The organism is Rhizobium sp. R86522, assembly GCF_042466255.1.
Classification (GTDB): Bacteria; Pseudomonadota; Alphaproteobacteria; order Rhizobiales; family Rhizobiaceae; genus Allorhizobium.
Map to the genome: position 1 here is coordinate 2142144 of NZ_JAXHBX010000001.1, position 24570 is coordinate 2166713.

The window sequence follows — 24570 nt, forward strand, 5'->3', positions numbered from 1 at the left end:
CCCCATGGAACTTCCCGCCCCGCTCCGCTCCGCCGTCGACCAGATGCTCCAGGGCGAACCGCTGGAACGGATCGCCAAGGCGAGCGCCATTCTGTCTGATCGCTATCGACGCGAGGTGCGCGACGGGCGGTTTCATATCGATGATGCGCTTGCCGCCAAGGCCTATCTTGCGACCCGCCTGCCCGCAACCTTCGCCGCCGTTCGGGCAGCACTCGCCATGGTCGAGGATGCGGCACCGGATTTCCAGCCGGAGACCCTGATCGATCTCGGCTGCGGCCCCGGCACAGCACTCTGGGCAGCAGCCGATACCTGGGGCAGCCTAAGCTCCGCAGAGATGGTGGAAGCAAGCGGCGCGATCCGAAGCGTCGGCGAAAAGCTCGCCGCTTCCGGCAGCGTGAAAAGCCACTGGCAGGCGGGTGATGTGACGGCCAAGATGCCGACGCTTGGGCCAGCTGATCTCGTGACGCTTGCCTATGTGCTGGACGAGCTTCCGCCGGCAACCATCGGAACCGTCACGGAAAAACTCTGGACGCTGACCAAAGGCATGCTCGTCGTCATCGAGCCGGGCACACCGGCCGGCTGGCAGCGCATACTTGCCGTTCGTGACAAGTTCCGATCCCTCGGAGCGCATCTCGTGGCGCCCTGCATGCATGCGGAAAACTGTCCGATCGTGGCACCGGACTGGTGCCATTTCTCCCGGCGGGTGGCGCGTTCGCGCGTGCATCGTCTGGCCAAGGGCGCCGAAGTGCCGTGGGAGGACGAGAAATACATCTTCATCGCCGCCTCGCGCGAGCCTGTTACGATCAGCGGTGACCGGGTGCTGTCACCGCCGCGCGTCAATGGCGGTGTCGGGCGGGTCAAGCTCTGTCGCACCGACGGCACGGCTGCCGAGCTGACGCTCAGCAAACGCGATGGCGAGGCCTTCAAGGACATCAGGCGGGCCGACTGGGGCGACCGGCTGGAACTGGGGAATAAGGGATGACCACGCGGCTGACATCCGAGCTTGCCTCCCGCCTTGCGACGATCGCGCTCGGGCATGTCACCCGCGAATATCCCAATCATGTTCTGCACGGGCTCGAAGGGCCGGAGGATGCGAAGACGCCATCCGAGCTTCATCCGGTCTTTTACGGCAGCTACGACTGGCATTCCTGCGTGCATGGCTACTGGATGCTGGCGCGTCTCTTGCGCCTCCACCCCGAGATACCCGAGGCGCAGGCGATCCGCGATCTCTTCTCAACGATGCTGGTGCCCGACAGGATCGCCGGCGAATGCGCCTATTTCGACCGGCCGATGGCGCGTGGCTACGAGCGACCCTATGGCTGGGGCTGGTTGCTGAAGCTTGCCGCCGAGTTACACGGCCACGAAGATCCCACCTGGGGCGCAGCGCTGTCGCCGCTGACGGAGCGGATCGTCCAGCGCTTCCGGGACTTCCAGCCGCTGGCCACCTATCCGGTGCGGGTGGGCACGCATTTCAACACCGCCTTTGCGCTCAGGCTCGCAGCCGACTATGCCGACACCGTCGGAGATGCGGCCCTCTTCGATCTGCTGCGCGCCACGGCGCTGCGCTGGTACGGCACTGACGCCGCCTGCCCCGCCTGGGGCGAGCCCTCGGGCGACGACTTCCTGTCGCCAGCGCTGATCGAGGCGGAATGCATGCGCCGGCTTCTGCCGGCTGCCGATTTCGTCGACTGGTTCGACGGTTTCCTGCCCGACATTGCAGCCAAGCAGCCGCGCACGCTGTTTGCGCCCGTCTCCGTCTCCGATCGCTCGGATGGCAAGATTGCCCATCTCGATGGCCTGAGCCTCAGTCGCGCCTGGTGCTGGGCCTCTCTGGCGCGCACCGTGCCGGTCACCGACACACGCCGACCTGTGATGATCAAGGCCGCGCATGAGCATCTCGAAGCCGGGATCGCGCATGTGGCTGGCGACTATATGGGCGAGCACTGGCTGGCGAGTTTCGCGGTCCTGGCGCTTTCGGAGACGGAATGATGAGCAGCCTCACTGACACCGTCGACATCAGGGGCCGCGTGCTCGTTTCAGGCTCCGCCGAGGGCGAGGTCTTGTTCACCGATACGGCGCTCAGCTTCTGGGGCGGTGCCGATGCCGTGACCGGCGAGATCATCGACCGGCATCACCCGTTGAGCGGCGAGCGACTGACGGGCCGCGTACTCGCCCTGCCCACGAGCCGCGGCTCCTGTACCGGCAGCGGTGTGATCCTCGAACTGATCCTCAACGGACAAGGTCCGGCCGCGATCGTGCTTGAGCATCCCGAGGCGATCATCACACTCGGCGTCATCGTCGCCGAGGAGGTTTTCGGGCGGTCGATCCCGGTGATCGCTATCGGGAAAGAGGCGTTTGCAGGGCTGCGGACGGCGAAACGCATCCGAATCAGCGATGCGATCGCCGAGATCGGTTCAGACATCGCGCTAACGGATCAGGACCAGGCCATTCTCGCGGGCGAGCGGGGCGAAGCGGCTGCCGTTGCCATGCGGATGGTGCTCAGGATGGCGGCGCTCGAAGGCGCAAAGGAGCTAATCGACATCACCCGCGCCCATATCGACGGCTGCATCTATACGGGTCCTGGAGGCCTGGCCTTTGCCGAGAAACTGCGCGATCTCGGCGGTCGTGTCGTGGTCCCGACGACGCTGAATGCGATTTCGGTCGATCACCGCCGCTGGCAGGCGCAGGGTGTTTCTGAGGATCTAGGGCGTCCGGCGTCCGCAGTGGCCGACGCCTATGTTGCGATGGGAGCTGAGCCGACCTTCACCTGCGCGCCCTATCTGCTCGACGACCGACCCGCGCGCGACGAGCAGATCGTCTGGGCGGAATCGAATGCCGTAGTCTATGCCAACAGCGTGCTTGGCGCCCGGACGATGAAATACCCTGATTATCTCGACATCGCGATTGCGCTGACGGGACGGGCCCCCAAAGCGGGCTGTCATCTGCCGGAGGAGCGCGCGCCGCAGGTCCGGGTCACCGTGCCACCGCTTGAGGGCGTGGATGACAGCTTCTGGCCACTACTCGGCTATCTGATCGGGACAATCTCGCCCGATGCGATTCCGCTGATCGAGGAAGTGTCCGCGCACAGTCCTGACACGGATGCCCTGAAGGCCTTCGGGGCAGCGTTTGCCACCACCTCGGCAGCACCGATGTTTCATGTCGCTGACGTCACGCCGGAGGCACTCGACCCCAAGGCATTTGCAACGCTCGACCTGCCGACCATCTCACTCACCCATCAGGACCTGCTGCGGGCCTGGCGCGAGCTAAACGGCGCGGATGCGGGTCCAGTGCAATTGGTCTCGCTCGGCAATCCGCATTTCTCAGCCACCGAGCTTGCCGCCCTCGCAGCGCTCTGTCGGAATAAGACACGCCATCCGCAAGTGCCGCTCGTCGTCACCTGCGGCCGCGCCGAGATGGCAAAGGTAGAAGCCTCAGGCGATGTGGCTCTGCTCACCGCCTTCGGCGTCACCCTCGTCAACGACACCTGCTGGTGCATGGTGACAGAGCCCATCATCCCCGTCGATGCCCTGACCATCATGACCAATTCCGGCAAGTATGCCCATTACGGCCCTGGCCTCACGGGGCGGACAATGCGCTTCGGCAGTCTGGCCGCCTGTGTGGAGGCTGCGGTCACGGGCAAGGATCGCGGCGATCTGCCCGCTTGGCTCGGCTAGCCTGTGGGTAACGGGTGACGTCACTGAAACTTCACCCAACGGCAATCGGTGCGACATGAAGGTTCCTTAAGGACAGCGGCGTTTCCTCCCTTTCAACTAGGTGACGCTATGACCAAAGCTCTTTTGACATCTGCCGCCCTCTTCATTCTCTTTGTCTCCCAGGCCTCGGCCGAGGAGAAGGCTTTCCCGGCCAAGCTCGTCAATCACGCCATCCTGCCGGGCAACACCATCATCGGCGCTCCGGCGGATGCGCCCGCTCATCTCAAGACCTCCGGCAAGTTCTCGACCGCGGACCGCAAGCGTGCGGACGCGCTTGGCAGCGTCCCCGGCAAGGACGGCGTGCGCCTGACAGGCCTTTCGCTGCCCTTCGACGGCCAGCCGCTGCAGGGTTTCTCCGGCATCAAGGCCATGGAAGACGGCACATTCTGGAGCCTCTCCGACAACGGCTTCGGCTCGAAGAACAATTCAAGCGATGCCATGCTAATGTTGCATCATCTGACCTTCGACTGGGATGCCGGCGCGGTGAACGTCCAGAAGACGCTCTTCCTCACCGATCCCGACAAGAAAGCCCCCTTCCCGATCGTCATGGAAGGCTCGGACAAGCGTTACCTGACAGGCGCCGATTTCGATGTCGAATCCATCCAGCCGGTCGCGGACGGTTTCTGGGTCGGCGAAGAGTTCGGCCCCTACATGCTGAAGTTTTCGACCGAAGGCGCCCTGACCGACGTCATCGCCACCAAGGCCGGCGAGATCGAGGTGAAGTCGCCCGACAATCCCACGCTCGTCGTGCCTGCCAATCCGGCGGCGAAGATGCCGGTCTTCAACCTCAGACGCTCCGGCGGTTATGAGGGCCTCGCAATCTCCAAGGATGGCTCGAAACTTTATGCCATGCTGGAAGGGCCGCTCTACCTCGAAGACGCTTCTGTCGAAAAGGCAGATGGCCTGACGGCGCTGCGTATCATCGAACTCGACGCCGCGTCCAAGGCCTGGACGGGGAAGACCTGGCTCTATCCGCTGTCTGAAGGCGGCGAGGCGATCGGCGATTTCAACATGATCGACGAGACGACGGCCCTCGTCATCGAGCGTGACAACGGTGCGGGTGTCGTTGAAAAGGCCTGCGCCGATCCGAAGGCGCCGGCTGCCGACTGCTTCGCCGTTCCGGCCAAGCACAAGCGTATCTACAAGATCGAGATGACGGAAGAAAACGCCGGCAAGGCCGTGCGCAAGATCGGCTACATCGATCTGATGAAGATCGAAGACCCTGACAACAAGAAGCGCCAGGGCGGCGGCGAAGGCTTCTACGACATGCCTTTCGTCACCATCGAGAATGTCGATGTCGTCGATCCGACCCATATCGTCGTCGGTAACGACAACAACCTGCCCTTCTCGGCCGGCCGTGCGCTCGACAAGGCCGACGACAACGAGTTCGTTCTGCTCGAAGTGGGCGAATTCCTCGCAGCAAAGTAAGCGACCACAAGATCTCGGGCCGGGCAACGAACGTGTTCGGTCTGACGCATGAAAGAGAAAAGCGCAGGGGTTCAGGATCCTGCGCTTTTTTATCGAATCTAGGACCGTGTGAGCGTCAGGTCGGCTTGGCGCAGGCCGCCTCGATCGGTCCTATGGATTTTGCCGCCCCGGTCAGCGGATAGGCAAAGGTCTTCTCGCCTATGGTGAACTTCAGTTCTGTTCCCTGCATCAGCATCCGGGCAATGGCGGCATCGAAGGCTGGGCGCGCTTCGAGGAATGTCAGCTCCATCTCTTCCAGAAACTGGATCTCTGCATCGACGACCAATTGATCGGCGAGAGGCGGCGCGGTCACCGTCAGCTTTACCGTGCCGCTCTTCGATTCAAAATCCGGATCCAGCGAGAGCGTCATGATAAAATCACGTGCTGGCAGTTCACAGCGGAAGCTCACCGGCACATCATCGGTCTGTGGCATGCCGTAGAGGAGCACGGCGCCACCCTCTTGCGCCTCCCCCATCCATATACGCGCCTCTTCGGCGTTCACGTGAGGCACAAGGAAGATCAACGGCGAGGTGGCCACCGCCAAGGCCAGCATCGTTTTGCGGATCGCTGCAGGAAGCGGTCCTTGCTTGGGATTGCTGCTGACCGCCATGACACCCTCTCCAATCAAGGCTGCAAATCTTGGAGATTTGTAGCCCGTCCCTCAGACGCGAGCAATCGCCATAGCGATCACAGCGCTCAAGCGAGAGATGGGTGGATAGGAGTGCGCTAGCGCCCCTATTCGAAGACGAACGCCAGCCGTTTGCCGGTCAGCTTCGACAACTGCATCAGGCGGCCGTCCAGCCGCTCGCCGGCAAAGTCCTGGTAGGACTTCGGGACAACGAATTCGAGGTCGAGCTCCGGGCTGTCCGAACGCCGGAAGGTCAGGTTGTTGACGACGCCGGGCATCGAGGCCGAGAAGAGATAGACGACGCGCAGCATGCCGCCGACGAGCTTTGCCCTATCCAGCAGGCGTTCGGTGGCGATGGCAGCGAGCGGGCCGGTCTGGCCGTCGTCATGCAGGCCTTCGAAACGGTAGTAGTTGGTGAGCGCAATGAAGGCGCGGCCCGGATGCGTAATGCCGACGAAGGAGGAGTGGGCAATCACGTTCAGCGCCTGCAGGCCGCGATAGTCGGGATGGGCGCGCCAGCTGATATCGGCAAGCAGGCAGGCGGCCTGGCGATAGCGGCTTTCCTCTTCCGTCTCCTGGATGTCGAAGAAGGGCATCATGCGGCCCGTCCAGTCGGCGAGCTCACGGGCATGTTCCGGTGAGCGGGCACGCAGGATGGCGAGTTCATCGGCAGCCTCGATCAACGGATCGAGCGCTTGTTCTTCATCGAGCAACAGCGAATAGAGGTAGCCCTCACGCACCCCTTGCGCCGAGAAGCAGACGCTTTTCGGCTGCATGATCTCGATCACTTCGCGCATGGCGACGGCCCCGAAGGGGATCAGGTTGCGGCGGCTCTTGGAAATGGTCGACCAGGCAGGATCGCGGCTGTTGGCGCCCGAGATGATCTCCTCCAGGAAGAAGGCGATCTCGTCATAGGGCAGTTCATAGCCCTGCATCATGTGCAGCGGGTATTTGCGAATTTCCATGTGCAGCTTGGCGATGTTGCGCCAGGTGCCACCCACTGCATAAAATGTGCGCCCCTGCCCCTTCTTGAGCAGCGATACGTCACCCATCAGTTTCTTCGCGAGCGCACGGGCCTTGGGCAGCGACCCTTCCACACTTTCCGACAGGCGCAGACCGCCGAGCGGCAGCGTGACGCCCTTGCCGAAGCTCTTGCCCTTGATGTCGATGAGTTCCAGCGATCCGCCGCCGAGGTCGCCGGCAATGCCGTCGGCATCGTGGAAGCCGCTGACGACGCCGAGGGCGGAGTATTTCGCCTCTTCCTCACCGGTCAGGACCTGAATTTCGTGGCCGAGGATCTCCTCGGCTCGGGCGATGAAATCGGGACCGTTGGAGGCCTCGCGCGCTGCGGCGGTCGCCAGCACATACATGCGCGTCGCCTTCGCCTGATTGGAGAGCGCGCGGAAGCGGCGGAGCGCCACCAGCGCCCGTTCGACGCCATCCTCGTCCATCCGGCCGGTCATTGCGACGCCCTTGCCAAGGCCGCAGAGAACCTTCTCGTTGAAGAGGACCGTCGGCGCGCGGGCCAGCCCCTCATAGATCACCAGGCGGATCGAGTTGGAGCCGATGTCGACGACGGAGACAGGGGCGATACCGGGAAGACGCCCCTGCGCTTCAGATCTTGTCATGAGGTACCAGAGTTATCGTTTCCTGCCGGATATCAGACCGGCGATCAGTTTCGGTGCGCTTGATTTCAATGCTTCTCCGCGACCCGAAAGGCTCGGATTGGTCATGAAATAGTGCTGGGCGTTGAAAGGTTCCTCACCCTGTCGCACCTCGATGCGGCGTGACGTACCGTCGGCCAATATCTCGTAGCTCTGCTGGTTGTCAATCAGGTTGCCCAGCATGATCTGGGACAGGACCTGCTCATGCACAGTGGGGTTAATGAGCGGCACCAGCGTCTCGACACGGCGGTCGAGATTGCGCGGCATCATGTCGGCGGAACCGATATAGACCAGCGCCTTTTCCGACGGGAGACGATGACCGTTGCCGAAGCAGAAGATGCGGCTGTGCTCGAGGAAGCGGCCCACGATCGACTTGACCCGGATGTTGTCGGAGAGACCCGGCACGCGCGGCCGCAGGCAGCAGATGCCACGGATAACCAGATCGATCTCGACCCCTGCCCCGCTTGCCGCATAAAGCGCGTCGATGATCTCGGGGTCGACGAGCGAGTTCATCTTCATCCAGATCTGGGCCGGACGACCGGCCTTTGCGTGCGCGATCTCCTCGTGGATGTGCTTGAGGATGCGTGGACGCAACGTATAGGGCGAGACGGCCAGCTTCATGCTCTCTTCCGGTTCGCCGTAGCCGGTGATGAAGTTGAAGACATTCGCCATGTCATGGGCGATCTTCGGATTGCAGGTGAAGAAGGAGAGGTCCGTATAGATCTTCGCCGTCACCGGGTGATAGTTGCCCGTGCCCAGATGGCAGTATGTCCGGAGCTTGCCGTCTTCGCGACGCACGACCATGGACATCTTGGCGTGGGTCTTGAGTTCGATGAAACCGAAGACGACCTGCACCCCGGCGCGTTCGAGGTCGCGGGCCCAGCGGATATTGGCTTCCTCGTCAAAGCGCGCCTTGAGCTCGACGAGCGCCGTCACCGACTTGCCCGCGTCAGCGGCATCGATCAGGGCGCGCACGATCGGGCTGTCGTTCGAGGTGCGGTAGAGCGTCTGCTTGATTGCGAGAACATCGGGGTCGCGCGCGGCCTGCAGCAGGAATTGCACGACGACATCGAAGCTCTCATAGGGATGATGGACGATCATGTCCTTCTCTCGGATCGCGGCCAGGCAGTCGCCGGCATGTTCGCGGACCCGCTCGGGGAAACGGGCGTTGTACTGCTCGAAACGCAGGTCGTCGCGCGGGGCCTTGGTGATTTCCGAGATCGTATTGAGGGCGAGCAGGCCGGGGAGAACGGCGACGCGATTGTCGGCAACACCGAGTTCGTGAACGACGAACTGGCGCAGAGCCACCGGCATCTCCGAGTCGACCTCGATGCGGATCACGGAGCCGCGGCGGCGGCGCTTGAGCGCCGTCTCGAAGAAGCGGACGAGATCCTCCGCCTCTTCCTCAACCTCGATATCGCTGTCGCGGATAATGCGGAAGGTGCCGAAACCCTTGACCTCATAACCCGGGTAAAGCCGGTTGATGAACAGCCCGACCATGTCCTCGAGCGTGATGTAGCGGATCGTCACGCCCTCGTCCGGCAGACGGATGAAGCGGTCGAGCGTCGGCGGCAGACGCAGCAATGCCGTCATAGGCTCGCCGGTGCGGCTCGAGCAGAGCTGCAGGCCCATGGAGAAGCCGAGATTGGGGATGAAGGGGAACGGATGCGCCGGATCGATCGAGAGCGGCGTCAAAACCGGGAAAATCGCTTCTTCGAAAGTCGTTTCAAGCCAGGTCCGGTCAGCCTCGGATAGCGCCGCCGGCCGGACAATCAGGATCTCCTCCTGAGCGAGATACTGCTGCAGTACGGCAAGCGAGGCTTGCTGCTCCATCTGCAGATTATCGATTTCCTTGAGGATGTCGTCGAGCTGCTCGGCCGGGGTCTTTCCATCGGGACTCTTGACGACGATGCCCTGCCGCACCTGCCCTTCGAGACCGGCGACGCGGACCATGAAGAACTCGTCGAGGTTCGCTGCAGAGATCGACAGGAAGCGAATACGTTCCAGCAGTGGATGGGCGGTGTTGAGGGTTTCCTCGAGGACACGCCGGTTGAACTGCAGCCAGGAGAATTCGCGATTTATGAAGCGTAGCGGGCTGGACAGCAGGTCCTCGGCCGGCGCCACCTCCAGACCGGTTTCGCCATCTGTGCCGTGTACTGCGCTGTCCATGATTCGCCCCTTGGTTATCGTTGGTGCCGATTATAACAATTTAACGACAGATCTGTGACGACTACTCCTGGGCGTCTGCCGCCTCCAGCGTTTCCAGAACCTCCGCAGCCAGGCTGCGGCTGATCTTGGCCCGGCGCGCCAGCGCCAGCTTGTCCATGCGATCGACGACAACCTGAGCGGCCAAGAAGGAACGCTCCATACGGCTGACGATATAACCGACGATCTTGTCATCGATGTAAAGCTGGCGGTCGGCGAACAGCTTGGTGATCAGCTGGCCGAGCAGGTCTTCATCCGGCGCTCCGATTTCCACGACCGTGGCCGCCTTCAGGCGCGAATTCAGATCCGGGAGCGCGACGTTCCAGGACGGGGGAAAGCTGCGCGAGGTGATCAGCAGCGTCGTACCATGCTGACGCACGGCATTGATGACATGGAAGAGCTCGACCTCGTCGAAGCCGGCGCGGTCGGCATCCTCGAGGAGCACCGGACCTGCGGCTGCCACCTGCGACGCGCCCTGTCCGGGTTGCAGCACGATATCCGTCGCGCCGCTGGTGTCGCGAAAAATCTGGGCGAGGTGAGATTTTCCCGAGCCTTCCGGCCCGGTCAGGATCACCACCGGCGACGGCCAGTTCGGCCAGGCATCGACGATCGACACGGCAGCGGCCATACGTTCGGAAACGAGCAGGTCGTCACGACCGGTCGCCGAACCATGCTCGAAGGCGAGCGGCAATTGTTCGGCGGCTCCACGCTTTTCGGGAGCCATCTTGGCGTCAGTCATTCATGCCTCGGGCACGTCTTTGGAGCTTGGGGATGCGATCTCGCCAACGGGCTGGGAAGGCGGCGCGATGACGACCGAGGTTCCGTAATAGAGATCGCTGTCAAGATAACGCGAGATCGCGAAACGAACAAGTACGCCGACGGCCGCGGCCGCGGGCACGGCCACCAGAACACCGACGAAGCCGAAGAGCGCACCGAAAGCAAAGAGGGCGAACATCAGCCAGACCGGGTGCAGGCCAACGCTTTTGCCGACGAGCTTCGGCTGCAGAATATTGCCCTCGATGAACTGGCCGAGGAAGAAGATGCCGGCGATCACGCCGACCCAGATGAAATCCGGCCAGAACTGCACAAGTGCGACACCGAGCGACAGGAGCAGGCCGACTGTCGATCCGACATAGGGGATGAAGCTGATCATACCGGTAAAGAAGCCGATCAGGAGGCCGAAATTCAGGCCAGCGGCCGAAAGCGCGACCGCATAGAAAATACCGAGGATCAGGCAGAGAGAACCCTGACCGCGCACGAAGCCGGCAATCGTGTTATCGAGTTCGGTCGCGAGCTGGCGCACTGTGCCGAGCTGGTGGCGCGGCACCCAGCTATCGACCTTCTCGATCATGCGGTCCCAATCGAGCAGCAGGTAAAAGGCAACGACAGGTGTGACCACCAGCAGCGAGGCGATGTCGAGCAGCGCCTTGCCGGAATTCCAGATCTGCTCGACAAGCGTGCCGAGGAAGCCGACGCCTTCGCTCAAATAACGAGAGAAGTTCTCCCGGATCGTGCCCATCTGACCATCCACCCAATCCGGCAGCCACGAGGCATTCGAGGTCGCAATGAAGGTCTGCAGTTGCGTGACATATGCGGGCACGCGCTGGATGAACTCATTGAGCTGGCTGGCAAGCACGGGGATTATGATCATCAGCGACATCACGAAGACGACAACGAAAGAGACGAGAATGACCACCGTCGCCATCAGGCGGCTCAAACCGATCCGCTCCAGCCGATCGGCGACCGGATCGAGGAAATAAGCGAGCGCCATTCCGGCGATGAAGGGCAGAAGGATCGACGAGAACAACATCAGGAAGGCGACGAATATCGCAAGCGTCAGCAGCCAGAAGAAGACCTGGCGGCGGAGGCCGATTGCACTGATGTTGTGAGCCATGTGCGTCTCCGTTCGAAGTTCGAGCCCTGTGCAGGACCGCAAACCATGCTGCGGCGCCACAGTAGGAGATAGGTTACCGCAGAAGCCTTGGTCAAGAACTGCCACCCGATCGGCAGTGACAAGATGCAATCGCGGGCCAGAATGCCCGGGAAATCGTGGGCTTCTGCGGCTCGCAGCTTGCATCCGAGGGCTCTTCATGCCATGGCCAGCCGAAATTCTCGCAGGATCGGAGGCAGGCATGAGCCAGGCTGGCAAGAACGGGTTGACCTATAGCGATGCGGGCGTCGACATCGACGCGGGCAACCTGATGGTCGAGAAGATCAAGCCGGCCGTGAAGTCGACGCGCCGTCCGGGTGCGGATGGCGAGATCGGCGGCTTCGGCGGGCTCTTCGATCTGAAGGCCGCCGGCTTCAAGGATCCGATCCTGGTTGCGGCAAACGACGGCGTCGGCACCAAGCTGAAGATCGCCATCGACGCCAATATCCACGACACCGTCGGCATCGATCTCGTCGCCATGTGCGTGAACGATCTCGTCGTCCAGGGTGCTGAGCCACTTCTCTTCCTCGACTATTTCGCCACCGGCAAGCTTGATCCGGATCAGGGTGCGGCGATCGTTCAGGGCATTGCCGCCGGCTGCCGCGAGGCAGGCTGCGCGCTGATCGGCGGCGAGACCGCCGAAATGCCGGGCATGTATTCGAAGGGTGACTACGACCTTGCCGGCTTTGCCGTGGGTGCTGCCGAGCGCGGCGAGTTGCTGCCATCGGGTAACATTGCCGAAGGCGACGTGATCCTCGGGCTCTCATCCTCGGGCGTGCATTCCAACGGCTTCTCGCTGGTGCGCAAGATCGTCGAAGTCTCGGGCCTTGCCTGGGATGCGCCGGCTCCGTTCGCTGAGGGCCAGTCGCTGGGTGCAGCGCTTCTGACCCCGACCCGCATCTATGTGAAGCCGCTCCTGAAGGCGATCAAGGAAACCAAGGCGCTCAAAGCACTCGCCCATATCACCGGCGGCGGCTTCCCTGAGAACATTCCGCGCGTGCTGCCGAAGCACCTCGCTGCCGAGATCGATCTCTCCTCCTTCCAGGTTCCGGCCGTCTTCTCCTGGCTCGCCAAGACCGGCGGCGTTGCCCAGAACGAAATGCTGCGGACCTTCAACTGTGGCATCGGCATGATCGTCGTCGTCTCCGCCGACAAGGTGGACGAGGTGACGAAGGCGCTGGAAGCCGAAGGTGAGACCGTTGCCCGTCTCGGCCGCATGATCGCCCGCGAAGAGGGTGCGCATGGCGTGACCTACAAGGGTACGCTCGCCCTATGAGCGGACCACGCAAACGCGTCGTCGGCTTCATCTCCGGCGGCGGGTCGAACATGCTGGCGCTGGCCAGGGCTTGCGAAGCGGCGGATTATCCAGCCGAGATCGTCGCGGTCTTCTCCGACAAGCCTGAGGCCGGCGGCCTCGCCAAGGCGGAAGCGCTCGGCATTCCGACACGCGTATTCGAGCGCAAAGCCTATGGCTCGAAGGCGGAACACGAGGCCGCAATCCTCGCCGCCCTTGCCGACATCGGCCCCGACCTGATCTGCCTTGCCGGCTATATGCGCCTGCTATCCGGCGACTTCATCCGTCCGCATACCGGCCGGATCCTCAACATCCACCCTTCCCTGCTGCCGCTCTTCCCCGGCCTTAACACCCATCAGCGGGCGATCGATGCCGGCATGAAGGTTGCGGGCTGCACGGTGCATTTCGTCACCGAAGGCATGGATGAGGGGCCTGTTATTGCGCAGGCGGTCGTGCCGGTGCTGATCGATGACACGGCAGAGACGCTTGCTGCACGCGTATTGACGGTAGAGCACCAAACCTATGCGGCGGCACTGAAGCTCGTTGCCTCCGGCAGCGTCTCCATGCTTGCCGATGGCAGCGTCGAACGTCTGGCTTCGGAGACGGATGCGGAAGCCAGGTTGATCAGCGCCTGAGGCCTGGCTTGCGATCTATTCACCCCCCCGTTTAAATCTAAGGGTTCCTCTCCCCGCTGGACTCAGCTCTATTCGTGTTCTCATTTTGATCACGTAAAGCTGTTGCCAGGGACCTCTCATGACGTTTTCCGATCGGATTTTCACCCCCTTTGAAAGGCTGCTCCGACCGCTCGAAGTACCGTATCGAAGGATTCCGAGTGATGGTCCCCTGCGGCTGATCCTGCATTTCGTCGCATACGCACCGAAGTCGTGTTTGGTCGTGCTTGGCCTGTCAGCCAGCGTCGAGATCGTCAACCTGACTGTCCTCTGGGGTGTCTCACACCTGATCGACGGCATCTCCAGCCAAGGTCTGCTTCCCTATCTCGATGCCCATCGCTGGCCACTCGCTGGTTTCGTCGCACTCTTTTTCCCAGTTCTGCCGCTGCTGATCTTTCTCTGCAATGCATTGGGCGTCCATGTCCTCAGCGTCAGCCTTCCCACACTCATCCAGTGGCATGGCCACAAGGCGGTCGAAAGCCAGGATCTCGGCTTCTTCCATGACCAGTTTTCGGGCCAGGTGGCCAGCCGGATCGCTCAGGTGGCGGGGGCCGTCAAGCAACAGATGGCGGCGGCGGTCCGCACGCTGCCAATCTTCTTTGTGCAGATGGTCGGTTCGGTCGTGCTTCTGACGGCGCTGTCCTGGCCGTTGACGCTCCCGGTCCTTGTGTGGATCGCCATGAATGCCGTGATCGCAAAACAGGCCGTGCCGCAGTTCAGCGCAACGGCCAAGACGGCGGCGCGGGCACGCAGCCGAGTGGTCGGGGAGATGACCGACCTCTACAGCAATATCCAGACGGTCAAGCTCTTTGCCGCCGAGGACAGCGAGGCCGGTGCGCTGCGGCGCGTGATGGAGCGCTCGATGACCGCTCAGTATCGTGAGCGCCGCATCGGCCTTACGGCAGATCTCCTGGTCATTTCCTCCAACACCTTGTTGTTCATCGCCATATTTGCAGTCAGCCTCTGGGGGATTGCCGATGGCTTCGTCACACTCGGCGAATTCGTCGCTGCGATAACCATCACCCAGCGGCTGGCCTCCAACTCCCGGGGCTTCCTCAATCTCGGCCAACAGATTTCCGAAGCGATCGGCACAATTCGCGACGCCATGCCGGTCATGACCACGCCGCCGACCGTGGTTGATTTGCCGGGGGCGAAGGCGCTCACCGTCACGCACGGAGAGATCCGCTTTGAAAGAGTGAATTTCGAGTATCACGATGGCCAGCAGGTCATTCACGACCTGTCGCTTGCGGTTTCAGCCGGCGAGAAGGTTGGGCTCGTGGGTTTGTCCGGCGCCGGCAAGACCACGCTGGTGAGCCTGCTGCTACGCCTCTACGACATCGATGGCGGACGCATTGTCATCGATGGACAGGATGTCGCCGAAGTGACCCAGGCGAGCCTCCGCGAGCAGATCGGTTTCATTGCTCAGGATGTATCGTTGCTGCATCGCTCGGTCGGCGACAACATCCTCTATGGCCGGCCGGGGGCAACACAGGCAGAGCTGGAAACCGCAGCACGCCTTGCTCAGGCCGATGCCTTCATCGCCGACCTGAAGGACAGTGAGGGACGCACCGGTTATGCGGCATATGTCGGGGATCGTGGCGTCAAGCTCTCAGGCGGTCAGCGTCAGCGCGTCGCCATCGCCCGCGTGCTGCTCAAGGATGCGCCGATCCTGGTTCTGGACGAGGCAACGTCAGCGCTCGACAGTGAGGCGGAGGCGACCATCCAGGAGAAGCTCGACCTTCTGATGCAGGGCAAGACAGTGATCGCCATCGCCCATCGGCTTTCCACGATCGCCCGCATGGACCGCATCGTCGTGCTCGACAAGGGGCGGATCATCGAGGAAGGAAGACCAGACGATCTTCTGTCCTCGGGTGGCCTCTATAGCCGCCTGTGGGCGCGACAGACCGGCGGTTACATCGCGACGCTGGACGATTAAGCGCCCCCGGCACTCCGCCGCAACGCTGCCCATTGCAGCAGCATGATCGTCTTCGCGTCAATGATCTCGCCGGCCTCGACCATTTCCAAGGCTTCCGTGAAGCTCAGTTCGACGACTTCGAGGTCTTCCTGCTCGTCGTCGAGCCCGCCACCGTCGGCAATCCGGTCGGCATCGGTCACGGCAGCGTAGAAGCCGTGGAGCTTTTCGGTGACCGAACCGGGAGACATGTAGGCGGCGTAGGCAGGGGTGGCCTTGGCGATCCGGTAGCCGGTCTCCTCTTGCGCCTCACGTAGCGCCGCCTGCAACGCGGTTTCACCGTCGTCGATAAAGCCTGCCGGAACCTCGAGCAGATAGGGATGCTCGCCGCTCAGATGGACTGCGATGCGCAGCTGGCGCACCAGGGTGACGGTGTCGCGTTCGACATTGTGCAGCAGAATGGCCGAGGCATTCCACCGGTCGAAGACCTCCCAGGTGAGCCGATGCGGCGCCCTGCCTTCGCGGAAGAAGTCGAAGGTGATGCCGCGCAGGTGGCTCCAGCCCTTCCACAGCGTCTTGTCTTCCAGGATCGCAATCCGGGCCTTGTCGAAAATGCTCATGTCTTCAGGCTTTTCTCATCCAGACCTTGTTGTCGTGGAAGGCGGCACCGCCATGCGGGGCTGCCGGGTCGGCACCGGTCAAGACGTTGATACCCTCACCGTCGAGATGGGACTTGTTCGGCCAGAGGCCCTCGGCCACCAGCACGCCTGGTTTCACCGCATCGGTGATCTTCGCGTGGATGCGGAGTTCGCCCCTGACATTGCCCAATCGCACCACGTCACCGTCAACGAGGCCAAGGCTCAAGGCGTCGGCCGGATTGACCATGACCTCGGGGCGACCTTCCTTGTCGCGCGAGGTCTTGGTCTCGGCGAAGGTGGAGTTGAGGAAGTTACGCGCCGGCGAGGTCGCGAGGCGGAAGGGATGTTCTGCATCGGCCACTTCGATCAGATCGACCTGGTCAGGATAGACAGGCAATTCCTTCACGGGACCGAGCGAGCCGAGCCTTGCCGGCGGCTTGTTCGGGGCTGGCGTTCCTTCCCAATCCGGCTTGAAGCGGAACTTGCCGTCGGGATGGGCAAAGCCGTTCAGGTAGTGTGCGTCCTCGAAAGCCGGCTGGCAGTCGAGCCACTTGTCCTCGATCAGCGTGTCGAAATCCGGCTTGCCGCTGATATAGAGCATACGCTCGATGTGCTCGCGCTCGGTCTTGCCGAAGCCGGGGCGATCAGCGATGCCGAGGCGTTTGGCCAGTTCCTCGATGACGAAGAGATTGGTGCGGACCAGAGGTGGCGCATCGACGAGCTTCGGTCCGAGCAGGATATGGCTCTGGCCGCCGCCGCGATAGATATCGTCATGCTCGACGAACATGGTCGCGGGCAGGACGATATCGGCCAGTTCCGCCGTCTCGGTCATGAACTGCTCGTGCACGGCAACGAAGAGGTCGTTGCGCAGGAAGCCCTGTTTCACCAGCCGCTGCTCGGGCGCGACATTCACCGGGTTGGTGTTCTGGATGATCAGCGCATCAACCGGACCGCGATGGCGAAGCGCCTCGGCGTCACCGGTCAGGACGCGGCCGATCTGCGACTGGTCGAGCATGCGGATCTCGGGGTCGACCATGGCCGTGCCCATCAGCTCGGCCTTGTTGAGCTGGAAGATGTCGCTGTTCGAGTGGAAGGCTCCGCCGCCCTCATATTGCCAGGCGCCGAGCACGGTCGCGAGCGACAGGGCTGCATGCATGGAAACTGCACCATTGCGGCTGCGGGTGAAACCGTAGCCGAGGCGGAAATAGGTCTTTTTCGTCTGGCCGACCAGGCGGGCGAAAGCCTCGATCTCCTCAACCGAGAGGCCCGTAATCGCCGAGGCCCATTCCGGCGTCTTGTCCTTGAGATGCGCGTCCAGTCCTGCCGGATCATCGGCGAACTTCGCCATGTAGGCGCGGTCCGCATAGCCATCGCGGAAAGCGACATGCATGGCGGCGCAGGCGAGCGCCGCATCCGTACCGGGCTTGAGGATGAGGGCCATATCGGCCTGCTTCATCGTCGGATTGTCGTAGATGTCGACGACCACGATCTTCGCGCCACGGTCTTTCCGCGCCTTGATCGCATGGGTCATGACATTGACCTGTGTCGCCACCGCATTGGTGCCCCAGATGACGACGCAATCGGAGACCGCCATTTCACGCGGGTCCGGGCCGCGCAGCGTGCCGGTGCCCATGACATAGCCGGTCCAGGCCATATTGGTACAGATCGAGCCGAAGAAGCCGGAATATTTCTTGGCGTGGCGCAGGCGTTCGATGGAATCGCGCTGCACGAGACCCATGGTGCCGGCGTAGAAATATGGCCAGACGGCTTCCGAGCCGTGGCGCTGCTCGGCCTTGACGAAGGCGTCGGCGATCTCGTCGAGGGCCGCCTCCCAGGTGACATCCTGCCACTGACCTGCCCCCTTGGCCCCTGCCCTGCGCACCGGCTTGATCAGGCGGTCGGGATGGTAAAGCCGCTCGGCATAACGCGCGACCTTGGCGCAGATGACGCCCGCCGTATAGCTGTTCTCGGTCGCGCCGCGCATACGGCCGATGCGACCGTCCTCGGTCAGCTCGACGTCAAGCGCGCAGGTGGATGGACAGTCATGCGGACAGGCCGTATGACCGACCGACCGGTTTCGGATGGGGCTCTGGATGTTCATGGGGCCGTTATAGGCCAAGGCCTGAACGCTCAAAAGCCCCATTCGAACAATTCATCACTGCCATCGGAACGATCAATGAATTATCGCCACATCTATCACGCGGGCAATTTCGCCGATGTCTTGAAGCACCTCGTCCTGTCGCGGCTGATCGTCTATTTGCAGCAGAAGGACAAGGCGTTCCGCGTGCTCGACACCCATGCCGGGATCGGGCTCTACGATCTCTCCTCCGAAGAAGCGCAGAAAACCGGCGAATGGCTTGAAGGCATCGGCAAGATCATTGATGCGGAGCTGCCGGAAAAGGTCGCGGAGATCATGGCGCCCTATCTCGATGCGGTGAAGGCGCTCAATCCGGATCGTGAGACCGGCGGCCCGCTTAGCAAATATCCGGGCTCGCCGAAGCTCGCCCGCGATCTCTTCCGCCCGCAGGACAGGCTCTCCGCCATGGAGCTGCATCCCGAAGACGCGCGGGCGCTTTCGCGGCTGTTCGAGGGCGATTTCCAGGTCCGCGTGACCGAACTCGACGGCTGGCTGACACTGAATGCGCATCTGCCGCCGAAGGAAAAGCGCGGCATCGTGCTGGTCGATCCGCCCTTCGAGATCGAGGGCGAATACGAGCGGCTGGTGGACGGGCTTGCCAAGGCGCATCGCCGCTTTGCCAATGGCGTCTACTGCCTCTGGTATCCGATCAAGAAGGGCGCGCCGATCAAGGAATTCCACGAGGCCCTACAGGCGCTTGGCATACCCAAAATGCTCTGCGCCGAGTTGCATGTGAAAAGCGACCGCGAGCAGACGGGCCTTTCCGGCACCGGCCTCGTCATCGTCAACCCGCCCTTCACGCTGAAGGACGAAATGCATCTGGTGCTGCCGGAACTGAAGCGGCTGATGGCGCAGGATCGATACGCCTCACATCGCTGCTTCTGGCTGCGCGGCGAAGACTGAGCGGGAGCCGAGCAGCGCATGGGACGCTATACCGGTCTTTTCGCCTTCGGCCTGCTGCTTGCGGCTTCGGTCGTCTACAGTCTGCTGCCGGCAGACGGTCCCGCCGAACGGTCCACGCCAATTGCGTCATCAACAGAAACTGCCCCGCCTCGCTCTCCCGAACAGCGTCAGCCGGCAAAGGGGACGGACACCCCGGAAGCGCCGCAAGGCAGCGGGTTCGATTTCTACGTGCTGGCGCTTTCCTGGTCGCCGACCTTCTGTGACGGCGAAGCTGCCGGCCGCAACCGCGAGCAATGCGGCGCGGGCAAGGACTTCGGATGGGTGGTGCACGGGCTTTGGCCGCAGAATGAAACGGGCTGGCCGGAGAATTGCCCGACACCGGAAGGCAGCCGTGTCCCCGAGCGGATCGGGCGAACCGTCATCGACATCATGCCGAGCATGGGGCTGATTGGCCACCAGTGGCGGAAACATGGCTCCTGTTCGGGGCTCGGCATGACCGATTACTTCAAACTCGTGCGCCAAGCGCATGATACCATTCGCCTTCCGACCGAGCTTTCCAATGTGGACATCGAAAGCCGGACATCACCGCAGGCCGTGGAGGCGGCCTTCATCCGCAGCAATCCGGGGCTCACCCGCTCGGCAGTCGCCGTGACCTGTGATAGGGAGAGAGTCGACGAAGTCAGGATATGCCTCGACCGGTCGCTTGGCTTCCGCGCCTGCCCTGAGGTCGACAGCCGGTCGTGCCGCCGCTCCGAGATCACTATCCCGCCTACGCGTTAACTCGCCACGAGAGCCACAGGAAACCATCATGAAGCTGCTCTTCGCGCCCGCCTCGCCCTATTCGTCCAAGGTTCGCATGGCGGCCCGCCATCTTGGCATCGAACTGGAAGAGGTCAGGGTCAACACGGCGGAAAACCCGTCGGAACTCGTCGACGCCAATCCCCTCGGCAAGATCCCGACGCTGATCACCGACGACGGAACGGCCATCTTCGACAGCCGCGCGATCATGCAATATCTGCATCGCGCGTCCGACAAACGTCTTTATCCAAAAAAGGACGAGAAGCGGACCGAAGCGGATGTGCTCGAGGCCCTGTCCGACGGTATCTGCGACAGCCTGCTGGCCATCGTCTACGAAAAGCGCTTCCGGCCGCCGGAACTCGTCAGCCAGGATGCGATCGACCGGCAATGGGCGAAGATCAACCGCAGCCTCGATCATCTCGACAAGCACCTGCCAAAGATCGGAAAGAAGCTGCATGGCGGCCACTTTGCGCTGGCGTCCACCCTCGGCTACCTGATGTTGCGCTTCCCCGGCGAATGGGAAAATGGTCGGGCCGCGCTCACGGAATGGCCGGCCAAGTTCGCGAAGGCTTTCGAGCCCTACCCGGCTCTGCGCCCGAAGGCCTGATCGCCCGAAGCTACCAACCAGAAACAGAAAAGCCGGGACGATGCCCGGCTTTTCTTCATTTCTGGATCGCGTGGATCAGAACTTCACGCCCATGCCGACCTTGACCGAGTGGTCGTCGAAGCCACGGGAAATGGTCGAACCACCGAGGTTGAAGTCGCGCTTCTGGTAGTCGCTGTAGCGATACTCGACGCGTGCCGTGATGTTGTCGGTGACGAAGGTCTCGACACCGGCACCAACCGTGTAACCGGCTGCCAGTTTCTCGTCATCGGTTCCGGCGCCGGACAGCTCATGGTTGGCAACAGCCAGACCAGCCGTACCATAGACCAGGAAGGGGTTCAGGTCGTAACCGACGCGACCGCGGACCGAGCCGTTGACGCCCTGGGTGCCAGTCAGGCCGCCAGCGACGCCAGCCTGGGTGCCAGCATTGCCTTCTTCGCCATTGTAGCTGATGTCGGCTTCAGCACCGTATACGATCGAGCCATTCTGCATGTTGTAACCGCCGTACAGGGTGCCGCCGAGGTCCTTGGCGTCACGGCCGTTGTTCGAGCCGGTGAACTTGCCGAAGTCGTAGGTCAGACCACCACCGACATAGGCACCCGACCAGTTGCCTGCCGGCGCAGAGTAGGATTCGGCGGCAGCCGGGGCTTCCGGTGCCTGGTAGATGGCGTCAGCTGCCTGGGCGGCGAAAGCTGCGACGGAGGTGGCGGATGCCAGAAGCATGATCTTGAGGGTACGCATGTTAGTCTCCTTTCGGTTCCCGGCCGCTCTTCACTAAGAACCAACGGCGGCCTGAACGTTAGTGGGTAATCTGTCCGTTCCGACTGTCTAGATGAATAGAAATTGAGGAAATGAAAGAGCGGAAATGTGAATTCATTGTGGCATCGCCATGACCAAATCGGGACGTTGCTTAAAAGACACAAACGATTCGTTAACCATAACAAATGCTTTACGCGATTTATTGAAGATTCCATCAAATTATACTTACGTTATACGCGGACCCCACAAAGCAAACCCCGGGCAAAGTTTCAGGAATGCCCCGTTTAAATGTCGCCTCGGCGCCATATATGCAGCGCAACACCACTGACAGCATAAGGTAAGACACATGCAAAACGGCATCCCGAAGGTGGCTTTGGTCACCGGATCCGCAAAACGACTTGGCCGCGCCATCGCCGAAGACTTGGCGGCCCATGGCTTTGCCGTGGCATTGCATGCCAACGGTTCGCTGGATGAGGCAGAGGCCGTGGCCCACACATTGCGATCCGAGGGAAAACGGGCAATCGCGCTGAAGGCGGACCTTGGTAACATTTCCGAGACCGGATCGCTGATTGCGCAGACGGAAACCGAATTCGGGCCTGTCGGGCTGCTCGTCAACAATGCCTCGATCTTCGAGGATGATTCCGCCATCGATTTCGATCCCGAAATCTTCGATCGGCATTTCAATGTGCATGTCCGCGCGCCGGCGATCCTCAGTGGCGCGCTCGTCAAGGCGCTGCCCGAGGACAGCGCAGGCCTGATCGTCAACATCATCGATCAGCGCGTCCTGGCGCTGAAGCCGACCTTCTTTTCCTATACGCTGTCGAAATCGACCCTCTGGACAGCAACGCAAACGCTGGCCCAGGCCTTTTCGCCTCGCGTTCGGGTGAATGCGATCGGTCCCGGGCCCAGCTTGATCTCAGAACGGCAGCGGCCGGAGGATTTTCAGGCGCAGATCGACAGCCTGCCCCTCAAGCGCGGCCCCTCGCTCGATGAATTCGGCCGCACGATCCGCTTTCTTTTTGACACGCCGTCGATCACCGGCCAAATGATCGCCTTGGATGGGGGCCAGCATCTGATTTGGCACGGCACGGAGATCAATGAATGAATGGAGGAAAGCTGCCCGATGGCGGCATTCTCTATGACGGTTCGGAAGAAGATGACGACGACGTTGTGGCGGAGGTGGATGCCACCCGCCCCGGCATCGAGATCGACTGGCATGTCGACGGCCTTGATGAAACAGGGCTCACCGGCGCTGACCTGATTGCCGAATTCGTCAAGCGGCTGCCCAATGCGCCCGGCGTCTACCGCATGCTGAACAAGGCCGGCGAGGTCATGTATGTCGGCAAGGCGCGCAGCCTGAAGAAGCGTGTCAGCAATTATGCCCAGGGCCGCGTTCACTCGAACCGTCTGTCACGCATGGTGCGGGACACCGTGCACATGGAGTTCGTCACGACCCGCACCGAGGTCGAGGCGCTGCTGCTCGAAGCCAACCTGATCAAGCGCCTACGCCCGCGCTTCAACGTGCTTCTGCGCGACGACAAGAGTTTTCCCTATATTCTGATCACCGGCGACAGCCGATCGCCCGCCATCTACAAGCACCGCGGGGCGCGCGCCCGCAAGGGCGACTATTTCGGCCCCTTTGCTTCGGCGAGTGCGGTTGGCCGCACGATCAATTCGCTGCAGCGCGCCTTCCTTCTGCGCACCTGCACCGACAGCGTCTTCGAGAGCCGCACGCGACCCTGCCTGCTTTATCAAATCAAGCGCTGTTCGGGTCCGTGCACGCATGAGATCAGCGATCAGGACTATGCTGGCCTGGTGCGCGAAGCGAAGGACTTCCTGTCGGGCAAGAGCCAGAACGTCAAGGAAGCCATGGCGCGCGCGATGAACGAGGCGGCCGAGGATCTCGACTTCGAGCGCGCCGCCGTGTTCCGTGATCGTCTCGCGGGTCTGTCGCATGTGCAGAGCCATCAGGGCATCAATCCGGCAGGTGTGGACGAGGCCGATGTCTTTGCCATCCATCACGAAGGCGGGCTGTCCTGCATTCAGGTCTTCTTCTTCCGCGCCAGCCAGAACTGGGGCAATCAGGCCTATTTCCCGAAGGCCGATCCGCAACTGAGCGCAGCCGAAGTGCTCAACTCGTTCCTGGCGCAGTTCTACGACGACAAGCCAGTGCCGCGGCTGATCCTCTTGTCCGAAGAGGTCGAGGAGCAGGACCTGCTCGCCTCCGCCCTGTCGGAAAAGGCCGGGCACAAGGTTTCGATCAGCGTGCCGCAGCGCGGGGAAAAGAAGGATCTCGTCGATCACGTGAATGCCAATGCCCGCGAGGCACATGGGCGGAAGCTTGCCGAAACCGCGTCGCAGTCGCGTCTGCTGGCCGGTCTCGCCGAGACCTTTCAGCTGCCTTACGTGCCGCGCCGCATCGAGATCTACGACAACTCCCATATCATGGGCACCAATGCGGTGGGCGGCATGGTGGTCGCGGGGCCGGAAGGCTTCGTGAAGGGGCAGTACCGAAAGTTCAACATCAAATCGACCGACATCACGCCCGGAGATGACTTCGGCATGATGCGCGAAGTGATGACCCGACGCTTCTCGCGCCTGCTGAAGGAAGAAGGGAAGCCGGACCGCAGCGCGACCCCGGAAGACTCTGGGGACAGCCCCTTCCCCGCCTGGCCTGATGTCATTCTGATTGACGGTGGCCAGGGCCAGATGAGTGCAGTGCGCAAGATCCTTGCCGATCTCGATATCACCGAGAGCGTGATTGCCATCGGCGTTGCCAAGGGTGTGGATCGCGATGCGGGCCGCGAGCGCTTCTTCGTCGAGGGCAAGCCCGACTTCACGCTGCCACCGCGCGACCCGGTTCTCTACTTCATCCAGCGCATGCGCGACGAAGCGCATCGGTTTGCAATCGGCTCACACCGGGCGCGGCGCAAGAAGGAAATGGTCAAGAACCCGCTCGACGAGATCGCCGGTATCGGACCGACGCGCAAACGGGCGCTGCTGCAGCATTTCGGCACGGCCAAGGCTGTATCCCGCGCCGCGGTCAGCGACTTGATGGCTGTCGAGGGCATCTCGGAAGCGGTTGCGCTGCTGATCTACAACCATTTTCACGAAAGCAGGGGTGACTGACACGGAAACGACGCATCCGGGGTCGAGATGATGATACAGACGATTCAGAATTCTTGAGTTGACGGCCTCGACGGAAACCCATCACATCACTCAGAGCACCAGACTTCAAAGACAGGGC

At 62.1% G+C, this 24570-nt stretch carries 20 protein-coding genes; 12 read left to right on the plus strand and 8 right to left on the minus strand.

Annotated elements, in window-relative coordinates:
- The first annotated feature begins 4 nt into the window (after window positions 1-4).
- The 4 genes from SJY08_RS10375 (at window position 5) to SJY08_RS10390 (ending at window position 5141) form a co-directional block, all read left to right on the plus strand.
- Complete coding sequence (locus tag SJY08_RS10375; RefSeq protein ID WP_377275501.1) at window positions 5-982, plus strand: small ribosomal subunit Rsm22 family protein; 978 nt, start codon at window positions 5-7, stop codon at window positions 980-982.
- The gene (locus tag SJY08_RS10380) at window positions 979-1989 is read left to right on the plus strand and encodes a DUF2891 domain-containing protein (RefSeq protein ID WP_377275502.1); all 1011 of its coding nucleotides are present in this window, start codon (window positions 979-981) and stop codon (window positions 1987-1989) included. Before SJY08_RS10375 ends, SJY08_RS10380 begins: the two co-directional genes overlap by 4 nt.
- Entirely contained in the window at window positions 1989-3674 is a 1686-nt protein-coding gene (locus SJY08_RS10385; RefSeq protein WP_377278540.1) for an aconitase X, read from the plus strand. Before SJY08_RS10380 ends, SJY08_RS10385 begins: the two co-directional genes overlap by 1 nt.
- 108 nt (window positions 3675-3782) lie before the next feature.
- Window positions 3783-5141, plus strand: coding sequence for an esterase-like activity of phytase family protein (locus SJY08_RS10390; RefSeq protein WP_153761933.1), 1359 nt, complete (start codon window positions 3783-3785; stop codon window positions 5139-5141).
- A 115-nt stretch (window positions 5142-5256) separates the two neighbouring features.
- Here SJY08_RS10390 and SJY08_RS10395 read toward each other — a convergent pair whose 3' ends face one another.
- The 5 genes from SJY08_RS10395 to SJY08_RS10415 form a co-directional block, all read right to left on the minus strand.
- A complete protein-coding gene (locus tag SJY08_RS10395; RefSeq protein WP_377275503.1) occupies window positions 5257-5790 on the minus strand; it encodes a hypothetical protein in 534 nt (177 codons plus the stop codon).
- Between the two features lie 125 nt (window positions 5791-5915).
- Window positions 5916-7436, minus strand: a complete 1521-nt coding sequence (gene ppx / locus SJY08_RS10400; RefSeq protein ID WP_054150545.1) for an exopolyphosphatase — start codon at window positions 7434-7436, stop codon at window positions 5916-5918.
- Window positions 7437-7448: 12 nt separating this feature from the next.
- On the minus strand, window positions 7449-9641 hold the full coding sequence (locus SJY08_RS10405) for an RNA degradosome polyphosphate kinase (protein WP_054150544.1): 2193 nt from the start codon (window positions 9639-9641) through the stop codon (window positions 7449-7451).
- A gap of 61 nt (window positions 9642-9702) precedes the next feature.
- Window positions 9703-10416, minus strand: a complete 714-nt coding sequence (hdaA, locus tag SJY08_RS10410) for a DnaA regulatory inactivator HdaA (RefSeq protein ID WP_300889976.1) — start codon at window positions 10414-10416, stop codon at window positions 9703-9705.
- Window positions 10417-11571, minus strand: coding sequence for an AI-2E family transporter (locus SJY08_RS10415; RefSeq protein ID WP_054150542.1), 1155 nt, complete (start codon window positions 11569-11571; stop codon window positions 10417-10419). It abuts the gene before it with no gap.
- Between the two features lie 238 nt (window positions 11572-11809).
- On the opposite strand from SJY08_RS10415, the gene purM reads away from it, so the two are divergent.
- From purM to SJY08_RS10430, 3 genes are all read left to right on the plus strand, one after another.
- Entirely contained in the window at window positions 11810-12883 is a 1074-nt protein-coding gene (gene purM, locus SJY08_RS10420) for a phosphoribosylformylglycinamidine cyclo-ligase (RefSeq protein WP_377275504.1), read from the plus strand.
- Window positions 12880-13536 (plus strand): phosphoribosylglycinamide formyltransferase, encoded by a 657-nt coding sequence (purN, locus tag SJY08_RS10425; protein WP_377275505.1) that lies wholly within the window; start codon window positions 12880-12882, stop codon window positions 13534-13536. Before purM ends, purN begins: the two co-directional genes overlap by 4 nt.
- Window positions 13537-13654: 118 nt before the next feature.
- On the plus strand, window positions 13655-15508 hold the full coding sequence (locus SJY08_RS10430; RefSeq protein ID WP_377275506.1) for an ABC transporter ATP-binding protein: 1854 nt from the start codon (window positions 13655-13657) through the stop codon (window positions 15506-15508).
- Here SJY08_RS10430 and SJY08_RS10435 read toward each other — a convergent pair.
- Together SJY08_RS10435 and SJY08_RS10440 are read right to left on the minus strand one after the other, a co-directional pair.
- Window positions 15505-16104 (minus strand): NUDIX domain-containing protein, encoded by a 600-nt coding sequence (locus SJY08_RS10435; RefSeq protein WP_377275507.1) that lies wholly within the window; start codon window positions 16102-16104, stop codon window positions 15505-15507. The two genes, SJY08_RS10430 and SJY08_RS10435, sit on opposite strands and share 4 nt — an antisense overlap.
- A gap of 4 nt (window positions 16105-16108) precedes the next feature.
- Window positions 16109-18265, minus strand: coding sequence for a molybdopterin-dependent oxidoreductase (locus tag SJY08_RS10440; protein ID WP_377275508.1), 2157 nt, complete (start codon window positions 18263-18265; stop codon window positions 16109-16111).
- A gap of 33 nt (window positions 18266-18298) precedes the next feature.
- Here SJY08_RS10440 and SJY08_RS10445 point away from each other — a divergent pair, with 33 nt between their 5' ends.
- The 3 genes from SJY08_RS10445 to SJY08_RS10455 are packed head-to-tail and all read left to right on the plus strand — an operon-like array spanning window position 18299 to window position 20567.
- The gene (locus SJY08_RS10445; protein ID WP_377275509.1) at window positions 18299-19162 is read left to right on the plus strand and encodes a 23S rRNA (adenine(2030)-N(6))-methyltransferase RlmJ; all 864 of its coding nucleotides are present in this window, start codon (window positions 18299-18301) and stop codon (window positions 19160-19162) included.
- An 18-nt stretch (window positions 19163-19180) separates the two neighbouring features.
- Entirely contained in the window at window positions 19181-19942 is a 762-nt protein-coding gene (locus tag SJY08_RS10450) for a ribonuclease T(2) (RefSeq protein ID WP_377275510.1), read from the plus strand.
- Window positions 19943-19970: 28 nt separating this feature from the next.
- The gene (locus tag SJY08_RS10455; protein ID WP_054150534.1) at window positions 19971-20567 is read left to right on the plus strand and encodes a glutathione S-transferase family protein; all 597 of its coding nucleotides are present in this window, start codon (window positions 19971-19973) and stop codon (window positions 20565-20567) included.
- Between the two features lie 75 nt (window positions 20568-20642).
- Here the strand turns inward: SJY08_RS10455 and SJY08_RS10460 are convergent, their stop codons facing one another.
- Window positions 20643-21305 (minus strand): outer membrane protein, encoded by a 663-nt coding sequence (locus SJY08_RS10460; RefSeq protein ID WP_054150533.1) that lies wholly within the window; start codon window positions 21303-21305, stop codon window positions 20643-20645.
- A gap of 364 nt (window positions 21306-21669) precedes the next feature.
- Here SJY08_RS10460 and SJY08_RS10465 point away from each other — a divergent pair, with 364 nt between their 5' ends.
- A complete protein-coding gene (locus tag SJY08_RS10465; RefSeq protein ID WP_377275511.1) occupies window positions 21670-22428 on the plus strand; it encodes an SDR family oxidoreductase in 759 nt (252 codons plus the stop codon).
- Window positions 22425-24452 carry an excinuclease ABC subunit UvrC gene (gene uvrC, locus SJY08_RS10470; protein WP_377275512.1) on the plus strand — a complete coding sequence of 676 codons (2028 nt, stop codon included), beginning with the start codon at window positions 22425-22427 and terminating at the stop codon, window positions 24450-24452. Before SJY08_RS10465 ends, uvrC begins: the two co-directional genes overlap by 4 nt.
- Window positions 24453-24570: the final 118 nt, after the last annotated feature.